Annotated in this window: 22 protein-coding genes, 1 tRNA gene, 1 other RNA gene and 2 pseudogenes; 14 read left to right on the forward strand and 12 right to left on the reverse strand. The window is 33.2% G+C overall.

What is annotated here, in order from left to right; genetic code table 11:
- Positions 1–7: 7 nt before the first annotated feature.
- Genes pyrH through rpsB form a run of 3 tightly spaced genes read right to left on the reverse strand, consistent with a single transcriptional unit; the run spans position 8 to position 2,407 of the window.
- Complete coding sequence (gene pyrH / locus ABWU62_RS03360) at positions 8–751, reverse strand: UMP kinase (RefSeq protein ID WP_353287525.1); 744 nt, start codon at positions 749–751, stop codon at positions 8–10.
- Positions 735–1,580 (reverse strand): translation elongation factor Ts, encoded by an 846-nt coding sequence (gene tsf, locus ABWU62_RS03365; protein WP_353287526.1) that lies wholly within the window; start codon positions 1,578–1,580, stop codon positions 735–737. Before tsf ends, pyrH begins: the two co-directional genes overlap by 17 nt.
- Complete coding sequence (rpsB, locus tag ABWU62_RS03370) at positions 1,577–2,407, reverse strand: 30S ribosomal protein S2 (protein WP_353288153.1); 831 nt, start codon at positions 2,405–2,407, stop codon at positions 1,577–1,579. The genes tsf and rpsB overlap by 4 nt, the downstream gene beginning before the upstream one ends.
- Before the next feature lie 181 nt (positions 2,408–2,588).
- On the opposite strand from rpsB, the gene ABWU62_RS03375 reads away from it, so the two are divergent.
- The 3 genes from ABWU62_RS03375 to glmS all read left to right on the forward strand — a co-directional run bounded on the left by ABWU62_RS03375 (position 2,589) and on the right by glmS (position 5,029).
- Positions 2,589–2,665 (forward strand) — tRNA-Asp (locus tag ABWU62_RS03375).
- A 130-nt stretch (positions 2,666–2,795) separates the two neighbouring features.
- Positions 2,796–3,209 (forward strand): preprotein translocase subunit YajC, encoded by a 414-nt coding sequence (gene yajC, locus ABWU62_RS03380; RefSeq protein WP_353287527.1) that lies wholly within the window; start codon positions 2,796–2,798, stop codon positions 3,207–3,209.
- Between the two features lie 8 nt (positions 3,210–3,217).
- Positions 3,218–5,029 carry a glutamine--fructose-6-phosphate transaminase (isomerizing) gene (gene glmS, locus ABWU62_RS03385; protein WP_353287528.1) on the forward strand — a complete coding sequence of 604 codons (1,812 nt, stop codon included), beginning with the start codon at positions 3,218–3,220 and terminating at the stop codon, positions 5,027–5,029.
- 206 nt (positions 5,030–5,235) lie between these two features.
- Here the strand turns inward: glmS and ABWU62_RS08355 are convergent.
- Positions 5,236–5,421: pseudogene (locus ABWU62_RS08355) on the reverse strand (IS481 family transposase); the annotation flags it as partial.
- Between the two features lie 211 nt (positions 5,422–5,632).
- Between ABWU62_RS08355 and ABWU62_RS03390 the strand changes: the two are divergent.
- The 3 genes from ABWU62_RS03390 to ABWU62_RS03400 all read left to right on the forward strand — a co-directional run bounded on the left by ABWU62_RS03390 (position 5,633) and on the right by ABWU62_RS03400 (position 7,580).
- Positions 5,633–6,364 carry a hypothetical protein gene (locus tag ABWU62_RS03390; RefSeq protein WP_353287529.1) on the forward strand — a complete coding sequence of 244 codons (732 nt, stop codon included), beginning with the start codon at positions 5,633–5,635 and terminating at the stop codon, positions 6,362–6,364.
- A gap of 405 nt (positions 6,365–6,769) precedes the next feature.
- A complete protein-coding gene (locus ABWU62_RS03395) occupies positions 6,770–7,213 on the forward strand; it encodes a hypothetical protein (RefSeq protein ID WP_353287530.1) in 444 nt (147 codons plus the stop codon).
- The gene (locus ABWU62_RS03400) at positions 7,173–7,580 is read left to right on the forward strand and encodes a hypothetical protein (RefSeq protein WP_353287531.1); all 408 of its coding nucleotides are present in this window, start codon (positions 7,173–7,175) and stop codon (positions 7,578–7,580) included. Before ABWU62_RS03395 ends, ABWU62_RS03400 begins: the two co-directional genes overlap by 41 nt.
- A 32-nt stretch (positions 7,581–7,612) precedes the next feature.
- On the opposite strand, the pseudogene ABWU62_RS03405 reads toward ABWU62_RS03400, so the two are convergent.
- Positions 7,613–7,966, reverse strand: a pseudogene (locus ABWU62_RS03405) (IS4 family transposase); the annotation flags it as partial.
- 27 nt (positions 7,967–7,993) lie between these two features.
- Positions 7,994–8,999, reverse strand: a protein-coding gene (locus ABWU62_RS03410; protein WP_353287090.1) for an IS630 family transposase whose coding sequence is annotated in 2 segments (ribosomal slippage) — positions 7,994–8,536 and positions 8,538–8,999 — 1,005 coding nt in all. Because the reading frame shifts where the segments join, the coding sequence is not laid out codon by codon here.
- Here ABWU62_RS03410 and ABWU62_RS03415 point away from each other — a divergent pair.
- The 6 genes from ABWU62_RS03415 to ABWU62_RS03445 all read left to right on the forward strand — a co-directional run bounded on the left by ABWU62_RS03415 (position 8,993) and on the right by ABWU62_RS03445 (position 13,458).
- Entirely contained in the window at positions 8,993–9,379 is a 387-nt protein-coding gene (locus ABWU62_RS03415) for a hypothetical protein (protein ID WP_353287532.1), read from the forward strand. The two genes, ABWU62_RS03410 and ABWU62_RS03415, sit on opposite strands and share 7 nt — an antisense overlap.
- A 77-nt stretch (positions 9,380–9,456) precedes the next feature.
- On the forward strand, positions 9,457–10,002 hold the full coding sequence (locus ABWU62_RS03420) for a hypothetical protein (protein WP_353287533.1): 546 nt from the start codon (positions 9,457–9,459) through the stop codon (positions 10,000–10,002).
- A 229-nt stretch (positions 10,003–10,231) separates the two neighbouring features.
- The gene (gene ftsZ, locus ABWU62_RS03425; RefSeq protein WP_353287534.1) at positions 10,232–11,419 is read left to right on the forward strand and encodes a cell division protein FtsZ; all 1,188 of its coding nucleotides are present in this window, start codon (positions 10,232–10,234) and stop codon (positions 11,417–11,419) included.
- Entirely contained in the window at positions 11,419–11,817 is a 399-nt protein-coding gene (locus ABWU62_RS03430) for an EVE domain-containing protein (RefSeq protein ID WP_353287535.1), read from the forward strand. The genes ftsZ and ABWU62_RS03430 overlap by 1 nt, the downstream gene beginning before the upstream one ends.
- 339 nt (positions 11,818–12,156) lie before the next feature.
- The gene (ybeY, locus tag ABWU62_RS03440) at positions 12,157–12,615 is read left to right on the forward strand and encodes an rRNA maturation RNase YbeY (RefSeq protein ID WP_015587883.1); all 459 of its coding nucleotides are present in this window, start codon (positions 12,157–12,159) and stop codon (positions 12,613–12,615) included.
- 54 nt (positions 12,616–12,669) lie between these two features.
- Complete coding sequence (locus ABWU62_RS03445) at positions 12,670–13,458, forward strand: succinate dehydrogenase iron-sulfur subunit (RefSeq protein WP_006014752.1); 789 nt, start codon at positions 12,670–12,672, stop codon at positions 13,456–13,458.
- 3 nt (positions 13,459–13,461) lie between these two features.
- Here ABWU62_RS03445 and ABWU62_RS03450 read toward each other — a convergent pair whose 3' ends face one another.
- Genes ABWU62_RS03450 through ABWU62_RS03465 form a run of 4 tightly spaced genes read right to left on the reverse strand, consistent with a single transcriptional unit; the run spans position 13,462 to position 16,895 of the window.
- Positions 13,462–14,598 carry a hypothetical protein gene (locus ABWU62_RS03450; RefSeq protein WP_353287536.1) on the reverse strand — a complete coding sequence of 379 codons (1,137 nt, stop codon included), beginning with the start codon at positions 14,596–14,598 and terminating at the stop codon, positions 13,462–13,464.
- Between the two features lie 36 nt (positions 14,599–14,634).
- Complete coding sequence (locus ABWU62_RS03455) at positions 14,635–15,426, reverse strand: GNAT family N-acetyltransferase (RefSeq protein WP_353287537.1); 792 nt, start codon at positions 15,424–15,426, stop codon at positions 14,635–14,637.
- A complete protein-coding gene (locus ABWU62_RS03460) occupies positions 15,416–15,898 on the reverse strand; it encodes a phosphatidylglycerophosphatase A (protein WP_353287538.1) in 483 nt (160 codons plus the stop codon). Before ABWU62_RS03460 ends, ABWU62_RS03455 begins: the two co-directional genes overlap by 11 nt.
- Positions 15,899–15,917: 19 nt before the next feature.
- A complete protein-coding gene (locus ABWU62_RS03465) occupies positions 15,918–16,895 on the reverse strand; it encodes an NAD(P)H-dependent glycerol-3-phosphate dehydrogenase (RefSeq protein WP_353287539.1) in 978 nt (325 codons plus the stop codon).
- 184 nt (positions 16,896–17,079) lie between these two features.
- On the opposite strand from ABWU62_RS03465, the gene ABWU62_RS03470 reads away from it, so the two are divergent.
- Both ABWU62_RS03470 and ABWU62_RS03475 read left to right on the forward strand, forming a co-directional pair.
- A protein-coding gene (locus ABWU62_RS03470; protein ID WP_353287090.1) for an IS630 family transposase occupies positions 17,080–18,085 on the forward strand; the annotation gives its coding sequence in 2 pieces (ribosomal slippage) (positions 17,080–17,541 and positions 17,543–18,085; 1,005 coding nt in all).
- Between the two features lie 239 nt (positions 18,086–18,324).
- Positions 18,325–19,095, forward strand: coding sequence for a response regulator transcription factor (locus ABWU62_RS03475; protein ID WP_353287540.1), 771 nt, complete (start codon positions 18,325–18,327; stop codon positions 19,093–19,095).
- A 355-nt stretch (positions 19,096–19,450) separates the two neighbouring features.
- On the opposite strand, the gene rnpB is transcribed toward ABWU62_RS03475, so the two are convergent.
- Positions 19,451–19,800: RNase P RNA component class A (gene rnpB / locus ABWU62_RS03480), an RNA gene on the reverse strand.
- 126 nt (positions 19,801–19,926) lie between these two features.
- A protein-coding gene (locus tag ABWU62_RS03485; protein ID WP_353287090.1) for an IS630 family transposase occupies positions 19,927–20,932 on the reverse strand; the annotation gives its coding sequence in 2 pieces (ribosomal slippage) (positions 19,927–20,469 and positions 20,471–20,932; 1,005 coding nt in all).
- Between the last annotated feature and the right edge of the window lie 71 nt (positions 20,933–21,003).

Here is a 21,003-nt window from a genome sequence, read left to right on the forward strand (position 1 = left end):
AAATTACCTAATGTTTATAATCTGAGACTATAGTATAAGTACCTTGACCCTTAATAATATCGACCATTTTTTCTCTTTTTAAAGAAAAAACTATAATCGGGATAGAATTCTCACGAGCAAGTGAAATTGCTGATGCATCCATAACTTTTAAATCACGAGTTAGCAAATCTGTATAAGAAAGCCTATCATACATCACAGCATCCTCATTTTTTTTTGGATCAGCAGAATATACACCTCTTACTTGCGTACCTTTTAGAATAACATCACAATTCATTTCAACAGCACGTAGAGCTGCAGCTGTATCTGTGGTAAAAAATGGGTTACCTGTACCTGCTGCAAAAATGACAACTCTACCTTTTTCTAAATGATGAATAGCCTTCCTTCTTATATAAGGCTCACATATGGTAGTCATAGGTATAGCAGACAACACCCTAGAGACTATAGAGCTTTTTTCTAAAAAATTTTGCAAAATTAAAGCATTAATGACAGTGCCAAGCATTCCAATATAATCACTGCTTGCTCTTTCACAGCCACTCAAAGATGCTGATGCACCACGAAAAATATTCCCACCACCAACAACAATACAAACTTGAACTCCGAGATTACAAACTTCAACTATGTCTTTGGATAGTTTATCTGTCACTTCCATATCATGGCCAAATAGCTTTGATCCCATCAAAGCCTCCCCAGAGATTTTGAATAACACTCTGGGGTATTTTACTTCTGAAGTTTTGTTACTTATTCGCACCATCCAAAGTAAGTAACTTATAATTAGCTAATTTAACAGCACTTGATTCTATAAAATCAGCAATCTTCATTTTATCATCTTTTATAAACTTCTGCTCTAGCAGAACAACTTCTTCATAGTATTTAGCCATTCGTCCATCTACTATTTTTTTCGCTACCTCTTCAGGTTTATTTAAGCTCTTTACTTGCTCCTCAATTATAGAACGCTCATTGTTTAATTTTTCTTGATCTAAATCATCTATAGATAAAGCTTCAGGTTTCATAGCAACTACATGCATAGCTATTTGCTTTCCAATCTCTTGTTTATCACCAGATGATTGCAATGCTACTAAAGCACCAATCTTACCTAAGCCATGCATATCACCATGTACATAGCCAGCAATAATCCCATCCTTAGTCTCTAGGTAGCAAAGATTGCTTAACTCTAACTTCTCACCAAGAACCGATGTACCACTCATAATAGCTTCCTGTACTGTACCAACATCTTCATATTTGGCATTTTTTAACTCATCAAGACTAGTACAACGTTCTTGACAAGCAATTGATGCTAAATTTGAAACTAATGCTATGAACTTCTCATTTCTAGCAACAAAATCAGTTTCACAATTGACTTCAACCAATACACCATAATTTTTAGCCAAGCACATAGCAATAAGCCCATCGGAAGCTACTCTATCAGACTTTTTGTCAGCTTTAGCAAATCCTATTGTACGTAACCTATCAACGGCTTTCTTAATATCACCATCACACTCTTCTAACGCTTTCTTACAATCGCTTAAGCCAAGCCCTGTTCTATCGCGTAATTCCCTTATACTATCTGAATCCATCTTCATTTACTTACTACTACCTCCCTTTCTGTTTGAACCTTAATACGCTTCTTTTTAGTTTGCACAACATCCTCTTCTTTTTCTTTAATAAGCTCATCACTCTCTATCTCATCAATCTTAACTCTAGACCTTGTCAAACTAGACTCTATTCCAGCTAATATAGAATCAGCAACTAATTTACAATAGAGCTCTATTGATTTTCTTGAATCATCATTTCCTGGTATAGGATAGGCAATACCATCTGGGTCAGAATTGGTATCAAGTACTCCAACTACAGGAATACCCAATTTTTTAGCCTCTTTAACCGCTATATGCTCTTTGTTAGTATCAATAATAAATAAAATATCAGGAACTGCTCCCATTTCTCTAATTCCACCCAATTCTTTATCAAGCTTTTTTCTTTTCTTTTCAATGTTTCCTAATTCTTTTTTTGTTAAGATGCTATCTTCATCATTGGATATTTTCTCATATTGTATCAAAGTTTTTATCGAAGAAGAAACAGTGTTCCAATTAGTAAGCATACCGCCAAGCCATCGATCATTTACATAATATTGACCACAACGAACCGCTTCACTTGCAACAATATCTAAAGCTTGAAATTTCGTACCAACAAATAAAATGCGACCATCTTGAGATGCAACATCGTATAAAGCTTTCATCGCCACCTCTAACAACGGTAATGTTTTTCGTAAGTCTATTATGTGTATACGATTCTGTTGATGTATACCATATATGTATGGGGCCATTTTCGCATTCCAGCGACTAACTTTATGGCCAAAATGCACACCAGATTCAGCTAAATCACGCATAGCGACTTTAGGCAAATTTGTCATATCTACTCCTCCAAATAGTTTATCCTCCATGGCACAACCCTAACGGGACTACTTGCATAAGCCATGTGTGAAATTAAGTTATTTACATAGTAATAAAAAAGACAACAAAGCGCAAACAAAAAATATTGACAAGTGGCAACACGTTGATTAGCTTTAAGGTTGCAAACGTTAAAAAGCAATGGGGGGTGTAGCTCAGTTGGTTAGAGCGCATGCCTGTCACGCATGAGGTCGTGAGTTCAAGTCTCATCACTCCCGCCATTACAGCAGAAGCACCTTAAAATTCTTCAAATTCCTTATTAATTTGCATTAATTTCTTTCAGAGACTTGACATGATATTGTAATTGCTGCTTAATCTATTTAATTTTATCGTTAATAATTAGGATTAAATATGTTCATTTCTGAGGTTTTTGCAGCAGATGCGACTAACAATGTATCAGCATCTGTTGCTAGTTTTATTCCACTCATTTTAATATTTGTAGTATTTTATTTTCTCATTATTCGCCCCAATCACAAAAAACTAAAAGAACATAGAAGGATGATAGATCAAATAAAACGTGGTGATACGGTTATTACTTCTAGTGGAATAATAGGTGAAGTGAACAAAGTTGACGAAGTAAATGCACAACTCATACTAGAAATAGCACCAAAAATTGAAATAAAAATCCTAAAGTCTGCTATATCTGAAATCTTAAATAAAGAAATTCAAAAGCCAGTAGCTAAATCTATTGAAGAAAGCAAAGTTGAAAAGAATGGCAAGAAAAATAAACTAGAGGAAAGTAAAAAAGACAAAAATGCTTCATAATTTAAGAAGTGTGTGGAATACTAGGTATAGTAAGTAGCAGTGATTCAGTAATACCAACTTTACTAACCGCGTTGCAAAAATTGGAATACAGAGGCTATGACTCTTCAGGTATAGCAATTGTAGATAATAGAGGTAAGATAGAAGTCAAAAAATCAGAAGGTAAAGTTGAAAGATTATGTGAAGTTGTTCATGAGAGCAAGATATCTAGTAGCAAAGTTGGTATAGCACATACTCGTTGGGCTACACATGGAGCTCCAAATCTTAAAAATGCTCATCCCATTTATATAAATAATGTTGTTGTTGCTCATAATGGCATAGTTGAAAATTACAGTATATTAAAAAAGGATCTGGAGGAAAAGGGAGTATCTTTCCACACCGATACTGATACAGAAGTGATACCAAACATATTAACTTCATATCTTGATGAAGGGTTGTCACCAGTTGATTCTATATTTAAGTGTCTAAACAACTTACAAGGTTCATTTGCCTTGGTTCTATTATTTGCAGAATACCCAGATGCTTTGTTCGTTGCGAAAAGAAATTTACCTTTGGCAATAGGCTATAATTGCAATATGATGTTTGCTGCGTCTGATTCTAATGCTTTGAGTGCATTTGTGGAAAAAATATTGCATTTAGAAGATAATGATATTGCAGTAATAAGATCTAACGAATTTAGTATATATAATAATGGTACACAAGTTAAACGCAGCATAGAGAATAGTAGTCCAGGGAATTTTCTAATTAGTAAAAATGGTTACTCTAGCTTCATGCTAAAAGAAATTTTTGAGCAACCGTATGCATTAAACAAAACAATAAATCAATTTTATAAACAATATAAAGAAATCAACAAAGAATTATTTTCTGAACTAGGTTACATTACTATAGTTGGATGCGGTTCATCCTATTTTGCTGGACTAATAGCAAAGTGTTGGCTGGAAAGTATTGCTCAAATTCGGGTATATCTAGAAATCTCGTCAGAATTTAGGTATAGCAGCGTCAAGCTCGAAGAAGGTAGTATTGGCTTATTCATTTCTCAATCTGGTGAAACTGCAGATACTATGGAAGCACTACGTTATGCGAGATTGCAGAAACAAATGATCATTAGCATAACTAATACATTTAATAGCAGCATAGAAAAAGCCTCAGATATTGTATTGCATACTCTTGCTGGACCTGAGATTGGTGTTGCTTCGACGAAAACCTTTTCTGCACAACTTGCAATTTTAGCATGCTTTGCTGTAGAGCTTGGAAAAATAAAAGGTGTAATCAATGAGAATAGGATAAAGCAATTGAGCAGTGCTATTAATTCTGTTCCCAAATGTGTTGAGCATGTTTTGGATGTAATGAAAATACAACATGTATCAGACAGTATATTAGAGCACAACAATGTTATTTTAATTGGCAGAGGAAGCTCATATGGAGTTGCAATGGAAGGGGCGTTGAAAATAAAGGAACTTTCGTACATTAACACGATTGGTATTGCAGCAGGAGAAATGAAGCATGGCTCTATCGCTTTGATAGACTCTACTGTACTTGTTATCGCAATTATCCCTTACGATAATTTATTCTTTAAAACGCTATCCAATATACAAGAGATTATTGCAAGAAAAGGTAAAGTAATTGCCTTTAGTGATAAGCAAGGAGCACCGCTCTTAAAGGGAATTTGCGTAGATGTGGTGCAACTTCTAGAAGTTGATAATTTTGTTTCTCCAATTATCTACAGTGTTGCTATACAATTTCTTGCTTATTCTATTGCAGAAAAAAAAGGGTTAGATGTAGATTGTCCGAGAAATTTAGCTAAATCCGTCACAGTTGAATAACGCTTTTAAAGTTAATTTCTAATCAACATATCTAATATAAACTACTGAGCTTTACTAATAAATTCATTAGACCACCCGAAAAAGAGTATGCAATTAATTTCAGGATAAGAGAGACCAAAATAGCAGCCAGCTAAATCTATTCCTCAATTAACAAGACTTGCCATTACGTGTACTAGATACAACTTAACCTGGCAAACAATAATTAACTAACAGAAGAATTGAAAACTAATATTAGTCTCTTGTGTAATTCTACTAATATTTTTCTAATATGTTTGCTATTCAAAAAAGTCTGCATCACCATAACAATATTTACCAGAATGAGGTCTTGTCTCATTGTAAGGACGCAATCAATGATCAACTAATGAATTGTAGATTTTTTTACGAAAAAAGAGTAGCAAATGAGAGTTCAGTAACTTGTATAGAATTGTACTGCCTTTCCACATTTGAAGCAAGTTGTTATTCCATCTCAAACCATAGCACAAAGTAAATATGGCAATTTATACTAAAATTTTCTGTTTATGAGTTATATTATGTAAAGATACTATTTGACCTTGAGCTTTAAAGATATTATGTAATAGCATTATTTAATATGCGAGCTTTATTATGGTCAAAGTAAACGTTGGTGAAAACTCAAAAAAACTCAAAGATAGTAAAAATCAGCCTATATCACCAAAAAAGTTCAAAAGTAGTCAGCCTATGTCACCAAAACGGAGTCAGAATTCTGATGAAAAACTATGGAATGCATTTCACGTATTAGGGGATGTAATATCAGAGATAGAAGAAACAAAATTTACAATGGAGCTAAAAAAAAATATCGAAATATCAGAAGAACAATTAAACAAAATAATAGCATTAAAAAAGCAAATAGAAGAAGAAACAGAACAAATAATAATACCACCTTTCAAGAAAATAATGGTAAAATTGAAAGGAAGAAGAACAGAGAAATTATCTATGGAGCTAAAAGAGTTGGCAGAAATACAAAAGTTATGCAAGGAATTAAAATCAGGTACTGGAACAGCAGAAGATCAAAACAAACTCGATAGCACAGTGAAAAAATTAGTAGAAGGGTATTCCAGAGAGCTCACAAGCTATACACCTAATTCAAATCCGATAATGTTGTACACTGCTGTTATTGGTGCTGGCCTTGCTGTTGGGCTGGTAGCAAGTACTGTACTTGAACATACAACTAGACTAAGTATGTTAGCAATAATCAGTATAGCAACAGTATCTGCATTCGTAGCTGGTTACGTTACATATAAAACAATAGAACCTAATACTCAGGTAAATGAATCCAAAGAAATACAAATAAAAAGTACTCGTCACTCACTTCCTTAATCTGATGGATTAAATTTTATTAATTCTTTTTAAGTTGCTTCTAAAAGGAGAATATCAATGGTGTTCTCCTTACTGATTTGGTTAAAATGCAGAAAAAGCCTATGTCAAATTTACACAGATGTTAAGTGCTGTAACTAATTCCCAGTTAGTACGATTTGTGTATCTTATTGACATATTTAATTTATTCTGTTACAACTTTTAGTAATTAGGTTGGGGTAAAACAATGAAGAGTTTTAAATGGCTACTTAATCAAGTCAGACTTTCATGGATTAGTTTAATATCAAAAGTAAAGAGCTTTTTTCAAACTAACGATACACATCATCAAACAACCGCTAGCAATGGAAATGGCCATACAAAAAAATAAGTATAGAGAATAAAATAGAAACGAAAGGTAATGAGATTGATTTGGAGGATGAGCAAGATGTGTTTGAGGATGCTCTAACAGGAGAAGAGCTAGATGAAGAAGAATTTTTTTATGCTGTTGAAAGTTTTGATGAACAGGAAGTTAATGCTAATAGAGAAAAAAAGGAATATGAAAAAAATAAGTACTATAGTCTACAAGATGGTCTACAAGAAAAAAATGAATTTGATCATACAATGCATACTCTTACACTTGCTTTTGAAATTGAAAATCCATTGCCAGACTCTGACTTTAGTAAATTTAAATTGTGCGAGCTTAAGCAAAATGGTGGTAAATATACATTTACTTTAGAGGATAACCAGAAAAATCGTATAGAGCTAAACTCTGAATACCTTAATATGTATTTTCCTAAGTATTTTGAGAAACACAGTAAAAAAGGAGCATACAATGAACTTTTTTCTCAAGAAGGAAAATGGAATCAGCAATGACATTATAATCCCATTACAAGTTCCAAAAGAGGCAAGCATACTTACTGAAAAGTTCGGTTGGATGAATCCAATAAGAGTAAATATACAGTCAAAAATACCAGATTTTCCAGTAAATATAGATCTAAAAGATTGTAAAAATCATGTAAGTTTCTCTCTTAATTCAAATAACACTATATCTCTTTCTCTAACATCAGCAAAAGCACAATGTGCAGCTGTGCTATCAGGTACTCCAACAGAAACAAATTGGCCAATAAAGGATATTCTAGTCAGAGGTAATTTTATTAATCAACATATTGATAAACAATCTAGAGTTGAAGAAACTTTTGAAGTAGTTAACGTAGAATGTCATCATAGTCAAAGATTTTAGTCTAGCAGGGAATGTTAAATAAACCATACGCGTCAAGTTAAGAGATTGTAAGTAAATTCATTCAGGGAAGTTAAGGTAGATACTCTAGTTTTTCTGTACTTGTCTTTTAATGAAAATCGAGACCAAGTTATGGTAAGCTTTTTAAGAAAAACTTTCAAACTATTAACTTTATTCTTTAGTGCTAAAAATAACTCTCTAACCCGCCTTTTTAGCTCAATAAATGCCTTTGTTAAGCTAAGTTCTGTATTCTTTTTCACTTCTGTGCAACCAACTATGCTGTGAAATATAAGAATTGCGCACAATTTAGCATATAGTTCACATAATACTCTGCATGGCTTTCCTTTTAGCTTATCAAGTCTGATATGGCTTTTATACAATTTAAATAATTTGCCACCTTATACCAACTCTCATTATTAATGAACCAAATAAGAAGCATTGCAGAGTTGTTTAACCGTGGAAGGGGAAAGAGAGGTAATAAATTTACACAAAGCGCTCTCAAGCAGAACAATTGTATCGTAGATTTTATTGCGCAAAATGTTCTGTTTTATATATAACCAAAACCTCTCAACAGGATTGAGGTCAGGTGAGTATGGTGGTAGGTATATAATTTCGATATTTTTAGGTATCTTTAAACTTTTTGACTTATGCCAACTAGCGCAATCCATCACGAGAAAAGCCTTTCGTATTCCTAAATATTGCGACATCTGTTCAAGGAATATATTTATACAAGCAGTGTTGACGTTTGGTGCAAATAAGCTAAAATTCTCTCCATTTCTGGGATTAACTGCACTATAGAGATAAAAATTTTCCCTACCTAATTTTACCTTAACCTGTGTCCTACTGCCTTTTTTAAACCACCCATGTCCAACTTTTGAATGTGTACCAAACCGTGATTCATCGAAGAAAAATAGCTCTTTTTCAGAATGCATGACAATAGTTTCATTGAGGTTTTTTTTTAAACTCCTCTTGCTTATTTTTATCCTGTCCACTATGAACTGGTCTTGGTGTGATATATGAGAATTTCATTCTTTGCATATTACGATGTATTGTGGATTTGCTGATATTCAAACCAAATCTTTCTTGGATTCTTATTCTCATTTCTCTAATAGTAATATTGGGGTTTTCCTCTATCCACACCTCAATTTGTTCAAGTTGACTTTGGTTCAATATAGTTTTTCTACGGCGTTGAGGTGGAGAAAATAATTTTTCTTCTCTTCCAAATTTTATGTGCTTTATCCATGTAGTAATTGCCTTTCTCGAAATGCAACATATTTTTGCTACAGCTGTTATACTGTGCTTTTTTGCTGCAATTACAGCATTTAGTTTTTTTGCAACATACGCATTATTTCTTACTTTCTTCAGCATCTCTTTTGCTGATTCCACCACTTTTTCATCCAATAATTTTGATCTTAATGCCATCTAAACCTCGCTATTTTACTTACTCCAGTATGGCTTTTTTTCCATTATTGTCTATTCGTTGCTTGTATAGCGGGAATTGGTATAAGACGATAAGAGAAAGAGTGATATCAGCGAGAAAAATTCAAACTGAGCGTTATAGTAAATTTAATATTCGTTGCAATGCAGAAGTCAGTGGTGAAGCATTAAATAAATTCACTGAACCAGATCAGGAAGGGTTAGAATTGCTAAAATACGTACTGAAAGAAAATTACATTTCCAATCGAGGCTATACACGTGTATTAAGAGTCGCAAGAACCATTGCAGATCTTGCGAAAAGTGAGGAAATAAAAAGAGCACATATCTCAGAAGCGCTGAATTACAGAATAAGAATGTATAAATAAATTAATTTACTTGACAGAAAACTTTTTTTTGCCATATACTACCATTAGTAAAATTTTAATATTTTTGGAGTAGAATTATGCCGAGAACTGAAGCAACAATAGAGAAATATAAAGAGAAGGTTTGGCTAGCGGTTAAAGAAGTGTCTATGCAAGGTTGGGATCTCGTAAAAGAACATAAAGGCAAGACAATTGGTATTTCTTTAGCAGTTATAGCAGTAGCCTCGCTTACAGCTGCTTATCTCTTAAGCCCAGCTTATGCAACTTCTGTTGGTACAGTTGGAACAAAAGCTGCAACACTTGTTAGTCCTGCTATTACTGCAATGTCTGCGTTTGCAGTTGCTCATCCACTCATTGCTAGTTTGGTAGTTCTTGCTGCAGTAGCAGCTTTAATAACTGCACCTGTGCTTGTATGTGAAAACAATGATAAGGCAACTCAAATCAAATGTATGGAAAATCAAGTTGTAAAAATCAAAGAAGCAGTATCTGATGCTTGTGAAAAAAAAGAAGATAATGAGCCTAAAGTTGATCATGGTAAGCTAACACTTGCTAATGGTAAAGATCCATCATCAGTATTGTATGTAGTTGCGGAAGTAGTTGGATTGGTAAAAGCACAAAAAAAGTAAATAAGTAATTTTAACAAAACAAAGGGATAGGCTTCTATCCCTTTTTTACAGTTTCTTTTTGCACCTTAAGTAGTGTTATTGAAAAATCTATAATCATTACATCTATTAGTGTTAAAAATAAGTAAATCTTGTTTACTATTTGCATATGTCAAAATGAAAAATGTTTGCATATTGTTAAAAAAGCAGTAACTTGTTATCAAGTGAATTCACTAATATTTGAGTAATTTAAATGTCAATTGACCTTAGTTTGCCAGAATTACCCATATTGCACCCAAGGATTACCGTTGTGGGAGTGGGTGGTGCTGGCGGAAATGCTGTAAATAACATGATCCAATCCAATTTGCAAGGGGTAAATTTTGTTGTAGCAAATACCGATGCTCAAGCGTTAGAGAAGTCATTATGTGATAAAAAAATTCAACTTGGTATCAACTTAACTAAGGGCCTTGGTGCTGGTGCTTTGCCTGATGTTGGTAAAGGTGCAGCAGAAGAATCAATTGATGAAATCATGGAGCATATAAAAGATAGCCATATGCTCTTTATCACAGCAGGGATGGGTGGTGGTACTGGAACAGGTGCTGCACCGGTAATTGCAAAGGCAGCCAGAGAAGCAAGAGCGGTAGTTAAAGATAAAGGAGCAAAAGAAAAAAAGATACTGACTGTTGGAGTTGTAACTAAGCCGTTCGGTTTTGAAGGCATGCGACGTATGCGCATTGCAGAACTTGGACTTGAAGAGTTGCAAAAATACGTAGATACACTTATTGTCATTCCCAATCAAAATTTATTTAGAATTGCTAATGAGAAAACTACATTTGCTGACGCATTTCAGCTCGCCGATAATGTTCTACATATTGGCATAAGAGGAGTAACTGATTTGATGATCATGCCAGGACTGATTAATCTTGATTTTGCTGATATAGAAACAGTAATGAGTGAGATGGGTAAAGCAATGATTGGTACTGGAGAGGCAGAAGGAGAAGATAGGGCAATTAGTGCTGCAGAGGCTGCGATATCTAATCCATTACTTGATAATGTATCAATGAAAGGTGCACAAGGAATATTGATTAATATTACTGGTGGTGGAGATATGACTCTATTTGAAGTTGATGCTGCAGCCAATAGAGTGCGTGAAGAAGTAGACGAAAATGCAAATATAATATTTGGTGCCACTTTTGATCAGGCGATGGAGGGAAGAGTTAGAGTTTCTGTTCTTGCAACTGGCATTGATGGTCGTAATGACAAGCCAGAAGCATCTATCGATCAAAGCAAGAATCAAGAGGAAGAAAAATTTAAATGGCCTTATAATCAAATTCCTGTATCAGAAACGAAAGAATATGCTTCAACTGAGCAAACAAACGAAGGTGTTAAGTGGGGCAGCAATGTTTATGATATACCAGCTTATTTAAGAAGAAAAAAATAATGCAATTTTGGCTACTCAAGTCAGAACCAAGTGAATACTCGTGGCAAAAAATGGGAAAGGAGCGGGTGACGCAGTGGAATGGTGTATGCAATTATCAAGCTCAAAATTACATGAGAGCTATGAAATTAGGCGATCTTGCATTTTTTTATCATACAGGTAAAGAGAGAGTTATACTTGGAATAGTTGAAGTATTAAAGGAGTATTATCATGTTTATAATTCCAAGTTTGGATTAGTGAATGTAAAACTTTTGAAACCTTTAAGTAACCAAGTGACGTTAAACAGTATAAAACAAAACCCACTTTTGAAAAATATGGTTATATTAAAACAATCACGTTTATCAGTTTCTCCGGTTTTAGAGACTGAGTGGAATGAAATAATAAGGATGAGTGATGTGTAATACCTGTTGCCAAACAATATTACCTCAGCACACAACATACAGCTGTATGAGTGTTTGTTTCGAAGTAGCCGATTTTGCATCAAACACAAAGCAGTGCTTGACACTGGAATCCAGCTGTAATGCAACCACATTAAAAATGTTGTGTTTTAATATAGCTTTTATATTCACTCACCTAATGTCTAATCAGAATTCCTGGATCCCAGTGTCGGAGCACTGGGATGACATACTTCTAGTGTACAATATTCGTATAGTTGTGTGTATGATACGATGGTCTATAATTCTTCTTTTTTGGGTTCCAATGTCAAGTGATGGGATAATGTCCTTTCTGGTGCTTTATTCATGTTAGAAGTAAATATTCTTGATAAGAGGTGGCATAGTATTACGAAGGACCCACAGAGTTTTGTATTAAATATTATTAATGCTTCTCTAAAAGAATTAAAAATAGATCATTATAAACCAAATATATCAATAGCTCTCGCTGATGATAACTTGCTACATCAACTTAATCTTAAGTTTAGAGAAATAGATAAGCCAACTAATGTACTATCATTTCCATGCGAACAGTTATCTAGTGAATGTGATCTAGGAGACATAGCAATTGCAGTAGATACAATAGAAAGAGAGTCTCATGAGTACTGTATATCTATCCTCACTCACACTGCACACATGTTAGTTCATGGATTGCTGCATTTACTTGGCTATGATCATCAAAAAGAAGATGAAGAAATTATAATGAAAAGTTTAGAGAGCAAGATTTTAGCTTTGCTTGAATTTGAAAAGGAAAAGTATGGTAGATAATACCAAAATATGTTATTTACAAAAAAGGGGTTTTAGCTGTAAAAGGTAAGCAATATGGTTCAGTTTTCTTTACCAAAAAATTCTAAAGTTAATAAAAAGGGCAAGGTTTATCCTACTCCTACTGGAGCAAAAAATATTAGAAGATTTCAAATTTATCGTTGGTCTGCTGATGATGATAAAAATCCAAGAATAGACACATTTTTTATCGATATGGATAATTGTGGCCCTATGGTACTTGATGCATTAATAAAAATAAAGGATGAAATAGATTCAACCTTAACTTTTAGACGCTCTTGCAGAGAAGGAATATGCGGATCTTGTGCAATGAATATTGATGGTACCAACACTCTCGCATGCACTAAATCTATACATGATATAAAAGGTGAAGTAAAAATATATCCACTACCTCATATGTATATAGTAAAGGATCTAGTTCCAGATCTAAGCCAATTTTATGAGCAATACAAATCGATTAAACCTTGGTTACAAACAGATAAATCTGCCTTACAAAATAAAGAATACTTTCAATCTCCTGAAGATAGAAAAAAATTGGATGGTCTGTCTGATTGTATACTATGTGCTTGCTGTTCGACTGGTTGCCCAAGCTATTGGTGGAATGGTGATAAATTTTTAGGGCCAGCGATATTACTGCAAGCTTATAGATGGATTGCTGACAGTCGTGATAATAAGAAAGAAGAAAGACTTGCTTCTTTAAACGACCCATTTAAGTTGTATCGTTGTCATACAATAATGAATTGTACAAAAACCTGCCCGAAAGGTCTTAACCCAGCAAAAGCGATAGCGAAAGTAAAACAGCTTATGGTAGAGAGAGGAGGAATTTGAGTGTTATTTCTGGCACTCTTCGTAAGAAAATAGTAGACCCTCTGAAGCATAGGGTATTGTTAATACTCTAAACGTTCTTCCGTTCATGAAATGTATTGTTTCACCATATGATTCCAGTAATCTTTTGAACAACTCATGTCTTTGATTATTAATAGTTTGAAAATCATTTTTTCCTAAAAGCTTTTTAGATTCAAATAGGTGAAGCATAATCTCGTGATAAGTTGGATAAGACTCCAAAAATTTTGGATCAAACTGAAAAGTTTTTATAAAAGCATTATTATAAAATTTTAGCTTTTGATTCTTACTATATATCGCTACAGCAATCGATAGCTTCTCAAGTAAACTTTCTTGTGCAGCTAAACAATTGCTTAGCTCAGTGTGTAATTTTTTTTCATTACTAATATCTTTTCCATACATTACTATGCTATTAGAATTTTGTATTGGAACTTCAACAAAATTAAAAACCTTGGGTTCGTTCTTGTAAGTTACTACACACTCTCCTGGTTTTACGCTATATGAGCCGCTCGCAACAGTGAATTTTTTAGAGCTGCCTATATATTTATCATAAAATAAGTTATAAAACCTTACTTTTTTATTCTTATTATGCTTCAGTATTGGAAATGGTAAAGAGTCAAAAATTTTTTTATAGTTCTCCACTTCTCGCATAAGCTTACTATTTTCTAACTCAAGTTCATTAGCTTTTATCCTATAATCTGAGATATTCCTTATCCATAACAACACACCAATCACATTATTAGAATAATCTATTATGCTTCTACCATAACATGTGCAATAAACCTCACTGTCTTTTGACTTTAAATCTAGAGTAAAAGATTTATTTATTTCCTTTGCCTCAGCAAAACTTTTAATTAAGCTTTCTGATTGCTCAAAAAAATTTACAAACTCATTAAATGAATAAAAAACAGTATTAAGCAAAATTAGTAAATTGGGAGAAAATTTTTCTATACGTTTTTTTGCGTCCCAAATATAAAATCCATCATTCACAGTATCTATTAAATTATTTATGATAACATTTTGATGTTGTAAGTCCTTAATTTTATTACTAATTTTTAATTTAGAATACGAGAAAAAGAAGAATACTAGAATTAGCAATAAAATTATTTCATACAAAAAAAACATAGCATTCTAAAAACAAATATAAAAATTTGTAACCGCTCAGCAAAGAGGTTGTACTGAAGAGGTATATAAGTGGAGATTGCCCAATACCCTAAAGCCTAATCTCTTATAAAGGTTTACAGAAGGTTTCATGCAATGTGCTACTATGTATTTGCATTCAAATTGCCTAGCTATCTTTATTCTTTCTAGAACCATTTGAGTTCCTATTCCACGATCCCTGTAAATTGGTAAAACTCCATCGCTATAAAAACCAGCTATGCGGTCTTGAACATAAAGACCGCATGTTCCAACAATTTCGTTATTTAGCATTACAAGAAAAAATCTTAACCTTGAGCTCTTATCATCATAATTCGATAATTGGCGAAAAAATGTGCTAACAATACTAATTCTGTGATAAAAAATTTTAGAAGTGTGTAAATCTAATTGCTCTAAGAGCTCACTACTATTTACAACATTGAACTTCAAATTTGGAACAGCATCATCAGGCAAAAAATAATCTTTTATATTGAGTAAAACTTTTTTTGGTGTGCTAACGTGTTTTATTTCGCATTTTTCTAAAATACCCCCTATTTTTATACGTGGACTTATTATCCATGTTGCTTCTATATTTCGTGCTTTGAGATAATCTAGAGTTCTGCATATCGAAAGCTCAGTACATTGATCTTCACAAAACACAAAATTAAATAACGACTCCCTGGTACCATTTACTGTAAATATAATATTATCAAATCTATCATGTATTTCCCATTTGGACAAGTTCGTTGCATAAAGTATATAATCCTTTAGGTTTTGAATAATTAAGCTTGAGTAATAAATTTTTTTATTCTGCATAAATCAACAATAAACAATAAAAGGCTCCTATAAAAATAAAGGCTAAAATTGCAGCTACAACATCATCTAGCATAATACCTAAAGGACCTTTTGTACTTTTATCAATCAAATTTATAGGCCACAGCTTTATTATATCAAAAAACCTAAAGGAGAAAAAGCACACTAACAATACAGAGCTATTCATTTCTTGTTCTAATAATATTGAAACTAGAAGTACTGTCAGCAATTGACCAACTACTTCATCAATTACTACCTCTTTTGGATCATGCGAAGCTTTGTAATGTTGTATATAATTGCCTGTAGACCATAATCCAACCAAGAATAAAAAAAAAATAATTGCTGTACCTAAAATTCTGTCATTGAGTAATATAGGAACAATTGGGTAAGCAGCCAAGCTGCCTATAGTACCTGGCATGTTTTTTACCGTGCCAGATAGCCACCATGTTGATATTAATTTATATAAAAATTTCACAATATACCGAAATATAAAACTAATTTACAAGAACAGAAATAGTATCTTCTATAGAAGTATTTTCATATAGCAATCTATAGATTGCTTCACATATGGGCATTTTTATCTTTAGCTTTTCTGCTAAATCAAATGCAGACTTAGCAGTGTTAAAACCTTCAATTACCGACTTACCTTCTGATAAAATCTGTTGAGCACTAGAACCATTACTATTAGCTACTTTAGATCCAAAAGATAAATTTCTTGAATTTAATGATGTGCATGTCACAACCAAATCGCCTAAGCATGCTGGTCCAAGTAGTGTATTTATATCTACATTACCGTCACCAACTTTTGCTGAGTATAAAGCCTTAATTTCACTCATACTTTTCGTAATTAATGCTGCATGAGCATTAAACCCAAACCTACCTAGAACAACCCCACATGCTATAGCAAAAACATTCTTTAACGCTGCACAAACCTGTATTCCTATAACATCGCTACTAAGGTACAATTTAATATTTTCTTGCTGTAACTCTGATACTAATTTTGAACCTAATACTTCATTTTGACATGCAAGAACCATCGAATATGGTAATTTTCTTGCAACTTCTATAGCAAAGCTAGGACCAGAAAAAACAGCAAGAGGATTATTAGGTAAAACTTCATTGACTATTTCACTAGGTAATTTTAATGTAGATTTTTCTATTCCTTTACAAGCCAAAATTATTGCTACATTTTTTTTTAGGTTACAATCATTCAATTGATGACATATCTCCCTTAGAGACTGAGTGGGAATAGCTAGAATTATTACTGAAGCATTAACTGCATCTTCAATAGCTAATTTTACTGATACATTATCAGAAATTGGACAATCAGGTAGCTTGTCACTTTCTCTTTTCTCTTTAATTGATTCAAATATGGCCTTATTGCGAGTCCACAAAATTACATTTTTCTTACTACTTAATGAAATCGCAATTGCTGTACCCCATGCGCCAGCACCTAAAACTGATATTATCACTCAATATTCCTGAAAGTATTACTTATAATTTAAAACTGTAGAATAAGTAAATTAAAAATATAACATAGAAGTATAAAATAGTTTAAATATCTATTAACCTAATACCAATTCCCGCTATACAAGCAACGAATAGACAATAATGGAAAAAAAGCCATACTGGAGTAAGTAAAATAGCGAGGTTTAGATGGCATTAAGATCAAAATTATTGGATGAAAAAGTGGTGGAATCAGCAAAAGAGATGCTGAAGAAAGTAAGAAATAATGCGTATGTTGCAAAAAAACTAAATGCTGTAATTGCAGCAAAAAAGCACAGTATAACAGCTGTAGCAAAAATATGTTGCATTTCGAGAAAGGCAATTACTACATGGATAAAGCACATAAAATTTGGAAGAGAAGAAAAATTATTTTCTCCACCTCAACGCCGTAGAAAAACTATATTGAACCAAAGTCAACTTGAACAAATTGAGGTGTGGATAGAGGAAAACCCCAATATTACTATTAGAGAAATGAGAATAAGAATCCAAGAAAGATTTGGTTTGAATATCAGCAAATCCACAATACATCGTAATATGCAAAGAATGAAATTCTCATATATCACACCAAGACCAGTTCATAGTGGACAGGATAAAAATAAGCAAGAGGAGTTTAAAAAAAAACCTCAATGAAACTATTGTCATGCATTCTGAAAAAGAGCTATTTTTCTTCGATGAATCACGGTTTGGTACACATTCAAAAGTTGGACATGGGTGGTTTAAAAAAGGCAGTAGGACACAGGTTAAGGTAAAATTAGGTAGGGAAAATTTTTATCTCTATAGTGCAGTTAATCCCAGAAATGGAGAGAATTTTAGCTTATTTGCACCAAACGTCAACACTGCTTGTATAAATATATTCCTTGAACAGATGTCGCAATATTTAGGAATACGAAAGGCTTTTCTCGTGATGGATTGCGCTAGTTGGCATAAGTCAAAAAGTTTAAAGATACCTAAAAATATCGAAATTATATACCTACCACCATACTCACCTGACCTCAATCCTGTTGAGAGGTTTTGGTTATATATAAAACAGAACATTTTGCGCAATAAAATCTACGATACAATTGTTCTGCTTGAGAGCGCTTTGTGTAAATTTATTACCTCTCTTTCCCCTTCCACGGTTAAACAACTCTGCAATGCTTCTTATTTGGTTCATTAATAATGAGAGTTGGTATAAGTATTCTTTTAATAAAAATAGCTTCTATTCAATATTTACTAAAAATAGTATTATTATAGTATATCTATTGTATTTTAGATCTATTTGTATAATTTTGGAACGACACATTAACTATTAATTAATAAGTGTAATTTCTATTATTCATTAATAAAAATTTGATTTGTTACTTTCCTTGGTTATATATATTACTAAAATTATAAATTATTTATGGGGTGTAAAATATGCGTATATTATTAATTGAAGATGATCAAGTAAGTGCAAGGACTGTAGTTAATGCCTTAACTTCTGATGGACATTTTTGCGATGTTGTTACTTCTGCACAAGATTATAACAATAATATGGTTTCTTCGGGTGGAGACTATTACGATCTAGTTATTCTAGATATACACCTACCTGGTGATATTGATGGATATGATATACTGTTAAGATTAAGAAGTGCAAAAATCAAAGTTCCTGTTTTAATACTTTCGTGTATCTCCGCTGCCAACCATAAAGCTAAAGGACTTGGGTATGGTGCCGATGATTACTTAACCAAGCCATTTCATAAGAGCGAATTATTAGCTCGAATTAAGGCCATAGTCCGACGTACTAAAGGTCATCCCGAATCAGTGATAAAGATTGGTAATATGAGTATCAATTTTGATCACAGGATTGTTGAGGTAAAAGGCAAAACAGTTCACCTTACTAACAAAGAGTATTCCATGATAGAATTGCTGGCATTGCGTAAAGGAGCGGTGTTGACAAAAGAAATGTTTTTAAACCATCTTTACAATGGCTTGGACGAACCTTCAGATAACAAAATAGTTGATGTTTTTATGTGTAAATTACGTAAAAAACTTGAAAGTGCAAATGATGGAATAAGCCACATAGAAACCGTTTGGGGTAGAGGATATGTTCTAAAAGAGTATGTTGACGATGAAGAATACTTTAGTGCTAATATAAGCGAAAGCAGTAGTGACTATCAAGCAGAACAAGTGAAGGACAGCGCATGAAATGCTTTATTCACCCATTCATTGAAGCAACAAAATAGGTAGATGAAATAAGATAAAAACCAATCGTAAAAGTGAGGTAACATGGTTAGTTTTTTAGAACTTTACAAAGATTTGCAGCAAAAAATAGAAAAGTTGGAAGCTAAGCTAAAAAGTTATAGGTAAGAAAATAAGGCTTTAGAGATAGAGGGTGATGAGTTAAAGGAAAAGCTCGGTTAAAATTCAAGCTTTGTTAAGTTCAAAAGGAAATAAAAAAAGAGATAAGCCAAGAAGTAAAAGGAATATAGGTGGTCAAATTGAGCGTACAGGATATGTGAAATGTTTGATACATTTACATAGTACGGCTGACATTCATGTATTGCCTAGGTGAAATATAAGCCGAGTTCTGTTTATGTAGCTATTTATCTGGAGTAAATGTTACCATTTACTTCATGCGATTTACCCGAGTAGATATGAGAAAAACATAGAATCTACTTCTATTTAATCTTGCTCCTAGTGTTGGTTACTTGACTACCAATGTTGCCATTGTTATGGTGTGCTCTTACCACACCTTTTCACCCTTGCCTAATAATATTTTAGGCGGTAATTTTCTGTAGCCCTATAACTGGAGTTACCTCCGGCGGGCGTTACCCGTCACTACCTTTTCTTGGAGCTCGGACTTTCCTCTGCTGTGTTTATCACACAACAGCAGCTACTTATTGCACCTAGGAATTATACTTTAACATTAAAATCACAAAAGCAAAAGCAAAAGAAAATTTCCTAAGAACCTGTACATGATCTCAAGAAAGGAATAAACTAAGAGATAATGTATATAAGTTATACCAACTCTCATTATTAATGAACCAAATAAGAAGCATTGCAGAGTTGTTTAACCGTGGAAGGGGAAAGAGAGGTAATAAATTTACACAAAGCGCTCTCAAGCAGAACAATTGTATCGTAGATTTTATTGCGCAAAATGTTCTGTTTTATATATAACCAAAACCTCTCAACAGGATTGAGGTCAGGTGAGTATGGTGGTAGGTATATAATTTCGATATTTTTAGGTATCTTTAAACTTTTTGACTTATGCCAACTAGCGCAATCCATCACGAGAAAAGCCTTTCGTATTCCTAAATATTGCGACATCTGTTCAAGGAATATATTTATACAAGCAGTGTTGACGTTTGGTGCAAATAAGCTAAAATTCTCTCCATTTCTGGGATTAACTGCACTATAGAGATAAAAATTTTCCCTACCTAATTTTACCTTAACCTGTGTCCTACTGCCTTTTTTAAACCACCCATGTCCAACTTTTGAATGTGTACCAAACCGTGATTCATCAAAGAAAAATAGCTCTTTTTCAGAATGCATGACAATAGTTTCATTGAGGTTTTTTTTTAAACTCCTCTTGCTTATTTTTATCCTGTCCACTATGAACTGGTCTTGGTGTGATATATGAGAATTTCATTCTTTGCATATTACGATGTATTGTGGATTTGCTGATATTCAAACCAAATCTTTCTTGGATTCTTATTCTCATTTCTCTAATAGTAATATTGGGGTTTTCCTCTATCCACACCTCAATTTGTTCAAGTTGACTTTGGTTCAATATAGTTTTTCTACGGCGTTGAGGTGGAGAAAATAATTTTTCTTCTCTTCCAAATTTTATGTGCTTTATCCATGTAGTAATTGCCTTTCTCGAAATGCAACATATTTTTGCTACAGCTGTTATACTGTGCTTTTTTGCTGCAATTACAGCATTTAGTTTTTTTGCAACATACGCATTATTTCTTACTTTCTTCAGCATCTCTTTTGCTGATTCCACCACTTTTTCATCCAATAATTTTGATCTTAATGCCATCTAAACCTCGCTATTTTACTTACTCCAGTATGGCTTTTTTTCCATTATTGTCTATTCGTTGCTTGTATAGC

Origin of the sequence: Wolbachia endosymbiont (group B) of Gerris lacustris, assembly GCF_964028355.1 — a bacterium.
Classification (GTDB): domain Bacteria; phylum Pseudomonadota; class Alphaproteobacteria; order Rickettsiales; family Anaplasmataceae; genus Wolbachia.

Bases quoted from the DNA above. Each gene is read 5' to 3' on its own strand.
- ABWU62_RS03475 (WP_353287540.1), top strand. From the start codon at position 18,325: ATGCGTATATTATTAATTGAAGATGATCAAGTAAGTGCAAGGACTGTA.
- pyrH (WP_353287525.1), bottom strand. From the start codon at position 751: ATGGTGCGAATAAGTAACAAAACTTCAGAAGTAAAATACCCCAGAGTG.
- ybeY (WP_015587883.1), top strand. From the start codon at position 12,157: ATGTTAGAAGTAAATATTCTTGATAAGAGGTGGCATAGTATTACGAAG.
- ABWU62_RS03400 (WP_353287531.1), top strand. From the start codon at position 7,173: ATGAACTTTTTTCTCAAGAAGGAAAATGGAATCAGCAATGACATTATA.
- yajC (WP_353287527.1), top strand. From the start codon at position 2,796: ATGTTCATTTCTGAGGTTTTTGCAGCAGATGCGACTAACAATGTATCA.
- ftsZ (WP_353287534.1), top strand. From the start codon at position 10,232: ATGTCAATTGACCTTAGTTTGCCAGAATTACCCATATTGCACCCAAGG.
- ABWU62_RS03430 (WP_353287535.1), top strand. From the start codon at position 11,419: ATGCAATTTTGGCTACTCAAGTCAGAACCAAGTGAATACTCGTGGCAA.
- ABWU62_RS03415 (WP_353287532.1), top strand. From the start codon at position 8,993: ATGCCATCTAAACCTCGCTATTTTACTTACTCCAGTATGGCTTTTTTT.
- ABWU62_RS03455 (WP_353287537.1), bottom strand. From the start codon at position 15,426: ATGCAGAATAAAAAAATTTATTACTCAAGCTTAATTATTCAAAACCTA.
- rpsB (WP_353288153.1), bottom strand. From the start codon at position 2,407: ATGACAAATTTGCCTAAAGTCGCTATGCGTGATTTAGCTGAATCTGGT.
- ABWU62_RS03450 (WP_353287536.1), bottom strand. From the start codon at position 14,598: ATGTTTTTTTTGTATGAAATAATTTTATTGCTAATTCTAGTATTCTTC.
- ABWU62_RS03445 (WP_006014752.1), top strand. From the start codon at position 12,670: ATGGTTCAGTTTTCTTTACCAAAAAATTCTAAAGTTAATAAAAAGGGC.
- ABWU62_RS03420 (WP_353287533.1), top strand. From the start codon at position 9,457: ATGCCGAGAACTGAAGCAACAATAGAGAAATATAAAGAGAAGGTTTGG.
- tsf (WP_353287526.1), bottom strand. From the start codon at position 1,580: ATGAAGATGGATTCAGATAGTATAAGGGAATTACGCGATAGAACAGGG.
- ABWU62_RS03390 (WP_353287529.1), top strand. From the start codon at position 5,633: ATGGTCAAAGTAAACGTTGGTGAAAACTCAAAAAAACTCAAAGATAGT.